Consider the following 12,777-nt stretch of genomic DNA (forward strand, 5'->3'; position numbering starts at 1 on the left):
GTCGGAACTAGCTTTGCCGTGGAACAGGACGGACCATGGCCATGCAGAACGCTCAGCCGGAAAAACTGAAATCTCTCACCGCCGCCATCATCGGCGCGACCCTATTCATTCTACCGGCCGTGGCGCGGGCGGCGGATGCCGAGCCGACCTGGACGGTGTCAGCGGAATATACGTCCGACGTCTCGGGCGTCGTTTCGGGCGGGACCAAACGGGCCGGCCGCTATCTGGACAATCTGAGCGTCGAACTGGACGGCGACCTGGAACAGGCCTGGGGCTGGCGCGGCGCGCGGCTGCATATGTCGGGCCTCTACAACGGCGGGGGCGAGCCCAACGGCCTGGCCGGCACCCTGCAAGGCGTCGACAATATCGAGGTCGGGGCCCAGGGCGCCCGCCTGTTCGAGGCCTGGATCGAACAGGATCTGGGCCGATCCGCCACGCTTCTGGCCGGCCTGTACGACCTCAACAGCGAATTCTACGCCACCGAGGCCTCGGGCCTGCTGATCTCGCCGCCGTTCGGCATCGGCTCCGAACTGGCCTCGACCGGCCCCAACGGCCCGGCCATCTTCCCCTCCTCGTCCCTGGCGGCGCGTCTGCGGGTCGGCGACACGGGCAAGACCTATGCCCAGGTCGCCGTCGTCAACGCCGACGCCCGCACCTTCGGCGATCATGGCGGGGTGGACACGGACCTGGATCACGGCGTCCTGGCCATCGCCGAGTTCGGCAGCCGCGCTCCGGTCGGCGCCGCCCCCATTCGCTACGCCTTCGGGGTCTGGCGCTACAACCAGCGTCAGGATGACATCCGCGACCTGACCCCCGCCGGCGACCCCGATCGCAGCATCGCCCAAGGCGCATACGCCCTGGCCGAAGGTCAGATCTGGGGCGCCGCCGCCCCCGAGGGCGCCCAGGTCGACGCCTTCGCCCGCCTGGGCGTGTCCGACGGCGACACCACCGACTTCAAGGGCGGCTGGCAGGCCGGGATCCTGGTGCGCCAGGTCTTCGCCGCCCGCCCCGACAGCCAGCTGTCCTTCGGCGTCCACCAGGGCTGGCTGTCCGACAAGGCCCGCGCCAACCTGGCCGATACGCCCGCCGACCCTGCCCGCTACGAAGAAGGTCTGGAACTGACCTACGCCGACCGCATCGGCCGTTTCACGATCCAGCCCGACATCCAGCTGATCCGCTACCCCGGCGGCCTGAAGGACGCCGACGACGTGGTGGTGGTGTCCCTGCGCGTGATCACGCCGCTGTTCTGACCCTCTAGCGTTGCAGCGCCACGCGAGCGGGATCGAAGCCCACGACTTCACGGATCACGATCATGCTCTTGAAACCGCGCACGCCCTTTTCAGGGATCAGTTCGCGGATGCCGAAGGTCTCGTAGTCCTGCATCAAACGGACGGCGACGGTCAGCAGATAGTCGGTCTCGCCCGTGACGTCCCAGGCGCCCTGGACCTCGGGACTGGCCCTCATGGCGCGCTGGAAAGCGTCCATCACCTTGCGGTCCTGGGTGTTCATCTCGACCTGGACATGCAGGACGATGCGCGGCTCTACGCGGGCGGGATCGATCACGGCGACATCGGCGGCGATGACGCCCTCGGCGCGCAGCCGACGCAGGCGGCGCAGCACGGCGGATTCCGACAGGCCGACCGCCTCGGCCGTCACCCGCGCCGGCTCCAGATTGTTGCGCCGGACCCGCGCCAGCAGCCGATGGTCAAAATCGTCCAGAGTGACGAAATTCGTCATTACGTGCCCTTTCATGACGATTTCAGGCGCACTCAAGCGGAAATTCTCCGGGAAGCGCAAGCCGGATTATATTAGGTTCACGCCATGACCGCCGTGGCCCTGAAACAGCACCTGACCTCGCCGCTCGCCATGCGCCTCATCCCCTATCTGGCGCTGTTCGCCGGCATGGTCACGCTGGCCGGCGGCACCTCTTTCGCCAAGACCCTGTTCCCGGTCATCGGAGCGGAGGGGACGTCGGCCTATCGCGTCGGGATCTCCGCGGTGCTGCTGGTGGCCGTGTTCCGGCCATGGCGGTTCCGGCTGAGCCGCGCGGACCTGGGGGCCATCGCGCTTTACGGCGTCGTGCTGGGGGCGATGAATCTCAGCTTCTACATGTCGCTGCGGACCATTCCGCTGGGCCTGGCCATCGCCATCGAGTTCATGGGGCCGCTGACCTTGGCCCTGATCCATTCCAGAAAGCCGATCCATTTCGTCTGCGTCGGTTTCGCAGTTCTGGGCCTGGGCCTTCTGCTGCCGCTGAAATCCGGAGCGGGGGCGCTGGATCCGGTCGGCATGGCCTTGGCCGCATTCGCCGGCCTGTGCTGGGCGCTGTACATCGTGTTCGGCAAGCGGCTGTCGCATATCCATGCGGGCCAGTCGGTGGCTTTGGGCATGAGCGTGGCGGCCATGGTCGTCGTGCCTTTCGGCGTGGCCCATGCCGGTGCAGCCCTGCTGAACCCCGCCATAATCCTGGCCGGCCTGGCGGTGGCGATCTTCTCCAGCGCCCTGCCGTATTCGCTGGAGATGGTGGCCTTGCGCGGCATTCCCAAGCGCACCTTCGGCGTGGTGCTCAGCGCCGAGCCCGCGGTCGGCGCCCTGGCGGGTCTGATCGTGCTGCACGAACACCTGACCGGCCAGCAGTGGCTCGCCATCGCCGCCATCGTCGTCGCCTCGGTGGGCGCCATCGCGACGACGCGGGAAGAACGGGTTCGTCTCGAGCCGGCCTGAGGTTTCCTCAAACGGATCCGGCTCCTGGGTCCGCCGATTTGAAATAAAACACGACGGCTGCGGCGCCATATTCGGGCAAGCGCATTTGGCTCGAATGACGTTATCGATTGCGTTCGTCGGCGCCGGTCCGACCACCCTCTACACCTTGGCGGCGCTACTGACTGCGGCCCGGCCCGGACTGGCGATCACGGTCTTTGAAGAGGCGGCGACGGCCGGGTTCGGCAGCCCCTATCGTCCCGGCTGGAACGACGCCGCCATGCTGTCGAACATCGCCAGCATCGAAATCCCTCCCGTCGGTGAAACCCTGCTGTCCTGGCTGCGTCGTTTACCCCGGCTCGAGTGCGACGCTCTCGGCCTGGACCCCGACACGGCCGATGAGCGGACCTTTGTCCCGCGCGTGGCCCTGGGCGCCTATTTCCGCGACCAGTTCGCCGTCTTGGTCGAGGGACTGCGGGCGCGAGGCGCTGAGGTCGAGGTTTTGACGGGGGCCCGCGTCATCGACGCCGCCATCCTCGAGGCCGGGATCCGCCTGACGGTCGCTACGCCTCAGTCGCCCGCCCAAGACCGCGTATTCGATTACGCCGTTCTCGCGACAGGTCATCAGTGGCCCAGCCGCCAGCAAGCGCGACCGGGCTATTTCACCAGCCCCTGGCCCGCCGCCGGCTTGTCGGAGATCGGTCCTGTCGCCGTCGGCGTCCGCGGCTCGTCATTGACCGCCATCGACGCCGCCGTCGCGGTCGCCGCCGCCCACGGACGGTTCGAACGTAGCGGCGACCGTCTGGTCTATACGTCCAAGGCGGGCGCCGAGGGTTTCGGCGTCACCATGATGTCCCGAAAGGGACTGCTGCCCGAAGCCGACTTCTTCTTCCCCCTGCCGCATGCGCCGCTGTCAATCCTGACGCGCCAGGCGGTCGGCGCCCTGACGGCCCAGGCCGACGAAAGACTGCTGGATCGGGCCTTCGATCTGTTCAAGCGCGAGCTGATGTGGGCGGACCCCGCCTATGCCAGGGACATCGGCCTGCCCGACGCGGATCTCGAAACCTTCGCCGAACGCTATTTCCAACGCCGAACCGCCGTCGATCCTTTCCGGTGGGCCGAGGCGAACCTGGAGGAGGCGCGGTTCAACCACGCGAACCGCATCACCGTGGCCTGGCGCGACGCTATCTTGCGCATGCACGAGGTGATGGCCGCCATCGCGCCGCATCTGACCGGCGTCGCCTTCGAGCGGTTCAACAGCCACCTGAAGCCGGTCTTCGTCGACAACTACAGTTCGGTTCCCCATGAATCGATCGAGCGTATGCTGGCGCTCCACCGCGCCGGTCGGCTGGAGGTCCTGGCTCTGGGCGACGACCACCATATCGACACCCGCCCGTCCGAAGGCGGCGCCGTGCTGACGCGGGGCGACGGCGAGAGACGACACTTCCCGGCCTTCATCGAGGCCACCGGCCAAAGGGCGCTGTCCGGCCTGCAATTCCCTTTCCTAACCTTGCTCCAACAGGGCGTGGTCCAGGACCAGGTCGAGGACGAGGGCGCGCCGGCGACGCGGGGGATCCGCATCGACGCCCAGTTCCATCCCGTCGCGGAGTCGGGGTCTGTCGACCGCCTGTTCTGCCTGAGCCTGCCCTTCATCATGGGCCGTCATCCCTTCGTTCAGGGCGTCACCAGTTCGCATCACATCGGCCGTATCGTCGGGGCGACGCTGACTGCGATCGTTGCTGGGATGGAGGCTAAACGTGAAATTGAGATCGGGGCCGAAATTGGCGCATCGGGCCCCCTCACGGTAGAGGCGGCCTGATGAAACTGTTTGCGATCTACATCGGCGGCGAACATCCCGGCGCCAATATCGAGGTCCACGACATGCGGTTCGTGGTCGCCCAATCCATTGAAGACACCTACGACGCCCTGCGGCGCCAGTGGTGGGGAAAACCGGGCAGCCTCCACATCGACTGCTGGTCCGAAATCAGCCACGCCGACGGCTATGAGGTCACCTTACGCTCCACGCCGTTTCAGGGGGACGCCCGCCTCTACTACGTCAATCTGGGCGGCTATGACGGGATCGATTTTGCGGAGAAGCACCGCAATGTCTTCGTCGTCGCCGACACCCTGGCGAACGCTAAGACCCGCGCGATCAAACGGGCCAAGGGTTGGGACGCCCCTCACCGTGACGAGATGTTCGAGGCGGAACAGGCCTTCGCCCTGGACAACGCCGCCGCCGCCGAACGGCTGTACATCCACCTGACCCCCGCCGCCCTGACGCAGGACCCGCCCTTCACCTGCCGTTACACCCCGATCCGGGCCTAGGCGTGTTTCCATCGCCGGCGCGGTCTTTGGCCTGCGTCAACACGCCGTTAACCATGATGCCCCATTTGGTTAACACCTGTTCCTGGGGTCCGTCTTGCACAATCTCGTCGCCGCCGTCGAAGCGATCGACCCGTTGGTCGTCACCGGCAAGGTCGCGGGCGTCTCGGGCCTGCTGATCGAGTCGCGCGGCGGCCTGTCGCGTCTGGCCGTCGGGGCGCGGGCCGAGATCAGCCGGCGCGGGCTGGCGGCCCTGCCGGCCGAGGTCGTGGGATTCCGCGATGCCAAGGCCCTGCTGATGCCGTTCGGTCCGGTCGAGGGCGTGGCCCCCGGCGCCGAGATCCGCATCATCGACCAGGCCGCCAGCGTCCGCCCGACCACGGCCTGGCTGGGCCGGATCATCGACGCCTTCGGCCAGCCCATCGACGGCAAGGGCCCCCTGCCCCAGGGCCAGGCCCCCTATCCGCTGCGCGCGCCCCCGCCCCCGGCCCATTCGCGCGGCCGGGTGGGGGAGCGGCTGGACCTGGGGGTGCGGGCCATGGACGTCTTCACCACCACCTGCCGGGGCCAGCGCCTGGGCATTTTCGCCGGTTCGGGCGTGGGCAAGTCGGTGCTTCTGTCCATGCTGGCCAAACAGGCCACCTGCGACGCCGTGGTGGTGGGCCTGATCGGCGAACGGGGCCGCGAGGTGCGCGAGTTCGTGGAAGAGACCCTGGGCGAAGAGGGACTGAAACGCGCCGTCGTCGTGGTCGCCACCTCGGACGAGCCGGCCCTGAAACGCCGCCAGTCGGCCTATATGACCATGGCCATCGCCGAGTTCCTGCGCGACCAGGACCTGGAGGTCCTGTGCCTGATGGACAGCGTCACCCGCTTCGCCATGGCCCAGCGCGAGATCGGCCTGGCGGCGGGCGAACCCCCGACGACCAAGGGCTATACCCCCACTGTCTTCACTGAACTACCCAAACTGCTGGAGCGGGCGGGGCCGGGTCCTGTGCGGCCCGACGGCACGACGGCGGCGCCCATCACCGCCCTGTTCACCGTCCTGGTGGACGGCGGCGACCATGACGAGCCCATCGCCGACGCCGTGCGCGGTATTCTGGACGGCCATATCGTGATGGACCGCAAGATCGCCGAGCGCGGCCGCTTCCCCGCCATCGACGTGTTGAAATCTGTCAGCCGCACCATGCCCGCCTGCCAGACCCCGCCCGAGCGCGAACTGAACAAGCGCGCCCGCCAGTCGCTGTCGGCCTATGCGAACATGGAAGAGCTGATCAAGATCGGCGCCTATCGCACCGGGGCCGACCCCATCGTGGACCGCGCCATCGCGCTGAACCCCGCGCTGGAAGATTTTTTGACCCAGGACAAGGACGACGCCACGCGTCTTACCGATTCCTTTACCCGGCTCGAGCAAATCCTGAACCAAGGCATGATCAGGGAGTGAATACGAAATGACCGCTTGGGCCCAATCCCTGATCCGCATCTCCAACTATGAGGTCGAGACGCTGCAAAAGCGCCTGGCCGAGATCACCGCCCGTCGCGCCACCGCCGAGATGCGTCTCGCCGTGCTAGACGCCGAGGTCGAGATCGAACGCGAGCGCGCCCGCACCGACGCTGACGCCGGCATGATGCTGGCCGCCTATCTGAACGGCTGGAAGGCCCGCAAGGCCGCCGCCGAGGGTGATCTGACCGTGGTCGACGCCGAAGAGGCCGGCGCCCGCGACGCCCTGACCGGCGCCTTCGAAGAGCTGAAGAAGTTCGAACACGTCGCCGAAACCACCCGCCTGAACACCCTGCTCGCCATCGCCAAGCGCGAAACCGCCGCCTTCGACGAGCTGGGCCTGCGGAAACGGGCCGTTTGATCCTCTTCCTTCTCCCCTTGCGGGAGAAGGTGGCCCGAAGGGCCGGATGAGGGGTCACACTGCGGCCAACGGGAAAACTCGAGTGACGAAGACAACCCCTCATCCGTCTCGCTTCGCTCGCCACCTTCTCCCGCAAGGGGAGAAGGCGTGGTCCCGCCGCACCCTCCTCGCCTCAGGCCTCGCCCTTCCTCTGGCCGCGCCCTTGGCCGCCTGCGACCGCACCTCGGCCGAACCCGCGCCCCTTAACGTCCCCCCGCTGAAATCCGCCGCCCCCTGCCCTTTCGGCACGGCGATCAAGGCGATCCAGCTCGACGCCCCCGACTGGGTCGCCCTGGCCCGCGCCAATGTCTCCCAACTGACGCCCGAGTGGGAGATGAAGATGGAATATGTCCTGGCCGACGGCCTGGACCGACCCCGCTTCGACCGCACCGACCGCATCGCCGCCTTCGCCGCCACCAACGGCATGGCCCTGCACGGCCACACCCTGATCTGGTACGCGCAAGGCAAGGAAGCGTTCGAGGGCCTGTCCGGCGCCGCCTTCGACCGCGCTTTCGACGGCTATATCGCCGCCATGGCTGGCCGGTATCGCGGCAAGGTCCGCAGCTGGGACGTGGTCAATGAGCCGATCCTGGACGACGGCTCGGCCCTGCGCGACTGTCACTGGAGCGCCCGTTACGGCCAGGACGGCTATATCCTGCGCGCCTTCGAGAAAGCCCGGATCGCCGACCCCGACGCCGTCCTGTTCCTCAACGAATACAATCAGGAATCCGTGCCGGCCAAGGGCGCCCAGTTCCTGAAACTGGTCGAACGCCTGCTGAAGGCCGGCTGCCCGCTCGAGGGGCTGGGGCTTCAGTCCCACCTATGGATCGACGTAAAGGAAGGCGTCATCGCCGCCTTCATGCGCGAGGCGGCCCAGTTCGGCCTGCCGATCCACGTCTCCGAACTGGATTGCACCCTGCGCACCGAAAACCGGCTGGATCTGCGCAATCAGGCCGACCGCCTGGCCCTCCAGACCGCCCGCGTCGCCGAGCTGGCCGAGGCCTTCATGACCCTGCCCCCGGCCCAGCGCTTCGCCTTCACCGTCTGGGGCCTGCGCGACACCGACAGCTGGTATCGCCAGGGCGAGAAGGACGACGGCCGCGACAAGCCCCTGGCCTTCGACAGCTTCAGCCGCCCCAATCCGATGGCGGCGGCGTTGGCGGCGGCGTTCTCCAACTAATCTCCCTCCCCCGCAGGGGGAGGGACGGCGAGGCGCAGCCGAGCCCGGGTGGGGCCGTCAGAACCTCGCTCACGCCCCTTCGAACGCCACCCCGATCGCTGCGCGATCGCCCCTCCCCATGAAGGGGAGGGAGAAAACGAAAACGCCCGCCGTTTCCGGCGGGCGTTTCAAACTTGCAGAACCTCGAAAGATCAGGCGGCGACGCTGTTGCCGGCCTCGGCCGGGTCGCGCAGCACATAGCCGCGGCCCCAGACGGTCTCGATATAGTGTTTGCCGTCGGCGGCGGTGGCCAGCTTCTTGCGCAGCTTGCAGATGAAGACGTCGATGATCTTCAGCTCGGGCTCGTCCATGCCGCCGTACAGGTGGTTCAGGAACATTTCCTTGGTCAGGGTCGTGCCCTTGCGGAGCGAGAGCAGCTCCAGCATCTGGTATTCCTTGCCCGTCAGGTGCACGCGGTGACCGTTCACCTCGACCGTCTTGGCGTCCAGGTTCACAGCGATCTCGCCGGTGTGGATGATCGCCTGGGCGTGACCCTTGGAGCGACGGACCACGGCGTGGGTGCGCGCGATCAGTTCGTCTTTGTGGAAAGGCTTGGTCAGGTAGTCGTCGGCGCCGCCGCCGAAGGTCTTGACCTTAGTTTCGATCTCGTGGCTGCCAGACAGGATCATGACAGGCGTATTGATCTTGCCGACGCGCAGCTGGCGCAGAACCTCAAGGCCGCTCATGTCCGGCAGGTTCAGGTCCAGCAGAATGAGGTCGTAGTCATAGATCTTACCCAGATCGATGCCTTCTTCGCCCAGGTCGGTCGTATAGACATTGAAGCCTTCCGACTTAAGCATCAGCTCGATGCTTTGGGCAGTTGCGTGATCGTCTTCAATCAACAGGACGCGCATTCGTGCCCCTCCAGGCAAAAGCTTTGCGGTAACCACCCAGCCGCACGACCGGGTAACCTTGTTCGCAGGTTAAGACCCGAAAACCTTAAGAAGGGTTAACGCCGGGCGATTGAGTCGTTCCTAAGCTGATTTGCGAATCGCCGTCGAGAGTCCGGAGTCAATGATTCGAAATTTATTAACCATGTTCGCCGCCCGCCGCTCCTGACCGCCTCCCGGTCCGGCCCGGCCAGCGCTCAGACTCCCCGATCACAACCTCAAGCCCGCAAAGGCCGCACGACCGCTTCTGACGTTTGTTAGGACAATATTCCTATCACAGGCGCCCACCGACCTAGGATGGCGCATCGGAAGTTTGTGACGGGAGGCAAGGAGATGCTGGAGGAATACAGGGCGCCGGTCGGCGACGACGATCGGCGCAAGGCGGGGCTGGCCATCCATCTGGTGGCCGTCCGCACAGGGGCGCTGCCCGAGCGGATGACGGCGCGTGGGCGGCTGGACCCGCTCAGCTCCCGCGCCCGGCGCATGGCCATGTACCTGTCCCATGTCGCCTTCGGCTGGACGCTGGAGCGGGTGGGCCATGTCTTCGGCGTCAACCGCGCCACCGCCGGCATCGCCTGCCGCTGGGCCGAAGACGAGCGCGACGCGCGCGAGGTCGATGACCTGCTGAACCAGCTCGAGGCCTGTATCTCTGGCCTCTACGCCGCGCGCGCGGAGCCCCGGCCATGAGCCGGTCCGTCGAACGCGCCCGCGCCCTCCTGGACCGATCCGGGGCCTGGCTGGCGGCCGAGAACGGGGTCTATGCGCTTCGACTGGGCCCCCGATCGACGCGGCCGCGTCAGCCTGACCCTGGCCGAGCCCGAGTTCCGCGCCCTGATCAACCGCCCCGGCCTGCGTCCCCGCCCCCAAGGCGGATGGACCGCTCGCCCCACCGCGCCCGATCCCGTCGTCAGCCCGCCGCCGGGCCGCCCCGGCGTCATCGACGGCCAACGCGAACTGGTCGGCCCCGACGGTCGCATGATCCGCCACGCCGCCAATCTGGGCGAAAGCCCGATCGCCTGGCTGGCCCGCCGCAAGGACGCCATGGGCCGCCCCTGGCTGACCCCGGCCCAGGTCGCCGCCGGCGAACGCCTGCGGGCAGAGGTCGAACAGGCCCGGTCCGGCCCCTCCCTGACCATGCGCTGGGACGCCCTGCCCCGCGCAGGGTCCGGATCGGCCGAACGGTTCGAGCCCGGCGACCGCACCCTGAGCGCCGCCCGCCGCGTGGAAGAAGCCCTGCGTGCCGTCGGCCCCCGCCTGCGCCCGATGCTGACCCGGATCTGCATCCACGGCGACAGTCTGACACTGGCCGAAACCGGCCTCGGCCTGCGCCGCCGCCAGGGCAAGACTCTCCTCAGACAGGCGCTGGAAGCCCTGGCCGAGCACTATGGGATCGGGTGAAAGGCCCGCCAGTCACCCGGCCGTCGTGCCATTCGCCTCCATCGCCGCCTCGCGGATCCGGCCCACCATGCTGTTCAGACCGTTGGCGCGTTGGCGGGTCAGGGCCGAGGGCAGGCCCAGTCGGTCCAGGGCGGCCTTGGCGTCGAACGCCAGGATCTCGGTCGGGGTGCGGCCGGAATAGAGTTTCAGCAGCAGGGCGATATTGCCTTTGGACAGAGCGCTGTCGCTGTCTGCAGTGAACCACAAACGCCCCCCGTCCGACGCGGTCGCCAGCCAGACCTGGGCCGCGCAGCCCGGCACCTTGTTGGTTTCAATCCTGTCGGCGTCGTCCAGCGGGACCAACCCCCTGCCCAGTTCGATCACATATTCGATCCGCTGTTCCCAGTCGCCCAGCAGGTCGAAGTCCTCGGCCAGCTCCGCCAGAGTCTGGTCCAGATTTTCGGTCGGAGGCGTGCGATCGGTCATGACCGCCAGATAGGCCGCGCCGCCGTTAACGACAACCGGCCGTTTTGTCCCCCGATATTCATGGTGAACGCCGATCAGGATATCCCCTGAAACGGGAGCGGCCTCGCGCCAGCTTGCCCTGGAGGCTAGAGTCTGGGCCAGAAAAACGGCTTCACGCGCTTGCACGTCCACAACCAACAACCTCGGCAAAGCCTGCCCACGACGGACGCCCCGCATCCGTCGACGGCGCCGCCGTCGCCGTTGGCCCCGGCCTTACTGGCCATGTGGCACGCCTGTTGGGCGGTGGCGGTCTGTATCACGGCCTTCGTCGGCGAAAGCCTCGGCGGTCTGCAGGGCGAGGTTCTGGCCGCGCTGTTGATCATGACCCTGCCCGGCGTCGGCGGGGTGGCTCTGATGCTGCGGGATTCCGTCGGCCTGCGCTTCACCCTGATGGCGGCCTGGCTGCTGGCCTCGGTGGCGGCGGCGGGTCTGACGGGCGGCGCGACCGGCGCGGTCCCGGGCCTGCTGGTCATGCCGCTGGCGGCGGGGATCGCACTGGATCATCCCCGTATCGGCGACGGTCGTCTGACCAAGGTGGGAATCGCCGCCCTGACCCTGCCGCTCGCGTCGGGTCTGATCTCGGCCCTGCTGAACGGCGCTGATCCCCAGCCCCCGGTTCTGGCGGCCCTGTCAGGCCTTCTGGCCCTGGCCGCGACCGCCGCCGCCATCCGCCTGACCTGGGGTCAGCGCCAGCTTCGACTGACCGCCGCCGAGGCGAGCAGCGACCGTGTCGAGGCGGTGCTGAACGCCCAGCCCGGCCTCACCCTGCTGCTCGATCCCGCCGGCCGCGCCGTCGCAGCCTGGGGAACGCCACCCCCATCCCTGTCGGTCGAGGCCCTGTTCGACCAGGGTCTGATCGCCGCCGTCCACGCCCCAGACCGTCCCGCCGTCGGCGCCGCCTTGCAACGCGCCCTGGCCGGCCAGCCCGCCGAGATCCTGTTCAGCCCCCGCGTCGCCCTGGACCGTCGCGTGGTCATGATCCTGCGCCGCTTCGACCATGCGGGGGACCGGCCCCAGTTGATCGCCCAGGCCTTCGACGGCACGGCCCAGTTCGCCCGCGAACTGGGGCTGGAGAGCGCCCGCGTCGAGGCCGAGGCCCAAAGCGCCGGCAAGACCCGCTTCCTGGCCAATATGAGCCATGAATTGCGCACCCCGCTGAACGCCGTGATCGGTTTCGCCGACATCATGCGCGAGCGACTGTTCGGCCCCCTGCCCGACCGCTACGCCGGCTACGCCGACTCGATCCACCAGGCCGGCGGCCACCTGCTGGACCTGATCAACGACGTTCTGGACCTGTCGAAGATCGAGGCCGAACGCTACGAACTGTCGCTGGAAAACCTGGACTCGCGCGACCCCGTCTCGGCCGCGGTGGCCCTGATCCGCGTCCAGGCCGACGAAAAGGGCGTCGACCTGGCCCCGGTCCTGCCGCCCACCCCCCTGATGGTTCAGGCCGACGCCCGCGCCCTGAAGCAGATGGCCCTGAACCTGCTGTCCAATGCGCTGAAGTTCACCCCGTCGGGCGGCTCCGTCACCCTGACCCTGGACGGGGTCGGGCCGTACCTCGAGCTGGTGGTGTCCGACACCGGCGTCGGCATCGCCCCGGAAGACCTGCAACGCATCGGTCGCCCGTTCGAACAGGCCGGCGACGCCGACCAGAAGGCGCGCGGCACGGGCCTGGGCCTGTCGCTGGTCCGCTCCCTGACCGAACTCCACGGCGGCCGCATGACCATCGACAGCACCCTGGGCGAAGGCACAGCCGTCATGATCCGCCTGCCGGTGATCCCGGTGGTTCCGGCCGTCGACGAGGCTCAGATCTGAGATTTCAAAGGAGCAGCTTAATAGAGGT

Annotated in this window: 13 protein-coding genes; 10 read left to right on the forward strand and 3 right to left on the reverse strand. The window is 67.8% G+C overall.

Features of this window, described 5'->3' with window-relative positions; genetic code table 11:
• Window positions 1-35: 35 nt before the first annotated feature.
• The gene (locus ACW17X_RS08500) at window positions 36-1,250 is read left to right on the forward strand and encodes a carbohydrate porin (protein WP_492096747.1); all 1,215 of its coding nucleotides are present in this window, start codon (window positions 36-38) and stop codon (window positions 1,248-1,250) included.
• A gap of 4 nt (window positions 1,251-1,254) precedes the next feature.
• Here the strand turns inward: ACW17X_RS08500 and ACW17X_RS08505 are convergent, their stop codons facing one another.
• On the reverse strand, window positions 1,255-1,737 hold the full coding sequence (locus tag ACW17X_RS08505) for an Lrp/AsnC family transcriptional regulator (RefSeq protein WP_492096748.1): 483 nt from the start codon (window positions 1,735-1,737) through the stop codon (window positions 1,255-1,257).
• Between the two features lie 84 nt (window positions 1,738-1,821).
• Here ACW17X_RS08505 and ACW17X_RS08510 point away from each other — a divergent pair, with 84 nt between their 5' ends.
• The 6 genes from ACW17X_RS08510 to ACW17X_RS08535 all read left to right on the forward strand — a co-directional run bounded on the left by ACW17X_RS08510 (window position 1,822) and on the right by ACW17X_RS08535 (window position 8,100).
• Window positions 1,822-2,724: an EamA family transporter gene (locus ACW17X_RS08510; RefSeq protein ID WP_492096749.1), complete on the forward strand. Its 903-nt coding sequence runs from the start codon at window positions 1,822-1,824 to the stop codon at window positions 2,722-2,724.
• Between the two features lie 94 nt (window positions 2,725-2,818).
• The gene (locus tag ACW17X_RS08515) at window positions 2,819-4,519 is read left to right on the forward strand and encodes an FAD/NAD(P)-binding protein (RefSeq protein ID WP_492096750.1); all 1,701 of its coding nucleotides are present in this window, start codon (window positions 2,819-2,821) and stop codon (window positions 4,517-4,519) included.
• Window positions 4,519-5,025 (forward strand): DUF1543 domain-containing protein, encoded by a 507-nt coding sequence (locus tag ACW17X_RS08520; RefSeq protein WP_492096751.1) that lies wholly within the window; start codon window positions 4,519-4,521, stop codon window positions 5,023-5,025. The genes ACW17X_RS08515 and ACW17X_RS08520 overlap by 1 nt, the downstream gene beginning before the upstream one ends.
• Before the next feature lie 94 nt (window positions 5,026-5,119).
• Window positions 5,120-6,463, forward strand: a complete 1,344-nt coding sequence (gene fliI, locus ACW17X_RS08525; RefSeq protein WP_492096752.1) for a flagellar protein export ATPase FliI — start codon at window positions 5,120-5,122, stop codon at window positions 6,461-6,463.
• 7 nt (window positions 6,464-6,470) lie between these two features.
• Window positions 6,471-6,881, forward strand: a complete 411-nt coding sequence (locus ACW17X_RS08530; protein ID WP_492087902.1) for a flagellar export protein FliJ — start codon at window positions 6,471-6,473, stop codon at window positions 6,879-6,881.
• Window positions 6,882-7,083: 202 nt separating this feature from the next.
• On the forward strand, window positions 7,084-8,100 hold the full coding sequence (locus tag ACW17X_RS08535) for an endo-1,4-beta-xylanase (RefSeq protein WP_492096753.1): 1,017 nt from the start codon (window positions 7,084-7,086) through the stop codon (window positions 8,098-8,100).
• A 191-nt stretch (window positions 8,101-8,291) separates the two neighbouring features.
• Here the strand turns inward: ACW17X_RS08535 and ctrA are convergent, their stop codons facing one another.
• Entirely contained in the window at window positions 8,292-8,993 is a 702-nt protein-coding gene (ctrA, locus tag ACW17X_RS08540; RefSeq protein ID WP_166622771.1) for a response regulator transcription factor CtrA, read from the reverse strand.
• 333 nt (window positions 8,994-9,326) lie between these two features.
• On the opposite strand from ctrA, the gene ACW17X_RS08545 reads away from it, so the two are divergent.
• Entirely contained in the window at window positions 9,327-9,716 is a 390-nt protein-coding gene (locus ACW17X_RS08545) for a chromosomal replication initiator DnaA (protein WP_492096754.1), read from the forward strand.
• Window positions 9,717-9,788: 72 nt separating this feature from the next.
• Window positions 9,789-10,427, forward strand: a complete 639-nt coding sequence (locus ACW17X_RS08550; RefSeq protein ID WP_492096755.1) for a DUF6456 domain-containing protein — start codon at window positions 9,789-9,791, stop codon at window positions 10,425-10,427.
• A 12-nt stretch (window positions 10,428-10,439) separates the two neighbouring features.
• On the opposite strand, the gene ACW17X_RS08555 is transcribed toward ACW17X_RS08550, so the two are convergent.
• Window positions 10,440-10,892, reverse strand: coding sequence for a SufE family protein (locus ACW17X_RS08555; protein WP_492096756.1), 453 nt, complete (start codon window positions 10,890-10,892; stop codon window positions 10,440-10,442).
• 240 nt (window positions 10,893-11,132) lie between these two features.
• Here ACW17X_RS08555 and ACW17X_RS08560 point away from each other — a divergent pair, with 240 nt between their 5' ends.
• Window positions 11,133-12,749 carry a sensor histidine kinase gene (locus ACW17X_RS08560; RefSeq protein ID WP_492096757.1) on the forward strand — a complete coding sequence of 539 codons (1,617 nt, stop codon included), beginning with the start codon at window positions 11,133-11,135 and terminating at the stop codon, window positions 12,747-12,749.
• Window positions 12,750-12,777 lie beyond the last annotated feature (28 nt).

It is taken from the genome of Brevundimonas sp. FV1ye4L (assembly GCF_058681255.1).

Coding starts and splice junctions, on each gene's coding strand:
- ACW17X_RS08545 (WP_492096754.1), top strand. CDS start 9,327: ATGGCGCATCGGAAGTTTGTGACGGGAGGCAAGGAGATGCTGGAGGAA.
- ACW17X_RS08530 (WP_492087902.1), top strand. CDS start 6,471: ATGACCGCTTGGGCCCAATCCCTGATCCGCATCTCCAACTATGAGGTC.
- ACW17X_RS08555 (WP_492096756.1), bottom strand. CDS start 10,892: ATGACCGATCGCACGCCTCCGACCGAAAATCTGGACCAGACTCTGGCG.
- ACW17X_RS08500 (WP_492096747.1), top strand. CDS start 36: ATGGCCATGCAGAACGCTCAGCCGGAAAAACTGAAATCTCTCACCGCC.
- ACW17X_RS08510 (WP_492096749.1), top strand. CDS start 1,822: ATGACCGCCGTGGCCCTGAAACAGCACCTGACCTCGCCGCTCGCCATG.
- ACW17X_RS08505 (WP_492096748.1), bottom strand. CDS start 1,737: ATGACGAATTTCGTCACTCTGGACGATTTTGACCATCGGCTGCTGGCG.
- ACW17X_RS08515 (WP_492096750.1), top strand. CDS start 2,819: ATGACGTTATCGATTGCGTTCGTCGGCGCCGGTCCGACCACCCTCTAC.
- ACW17X_RS08550 (WP_492096755.1), top strand. CDS start 9,789: ATGCGCTTCGACTGGGCCCCCGATCGACGCGGCCGCGTCAGCCTGACC.
- ACW17X_RS08520 (WP_492096751.1), top strand. CDS start 4,519: ATGAAACTGTTTGCGATCTACATCGGCGGCGAACATCCCGGCGCCAAT.
- ctrA (WP_166622771.1), bottom strand. CDS start 8,993: ATGCGCGTCCTGTTGATTGAAGACGATCACGCAACTGCCCAAAGCATC.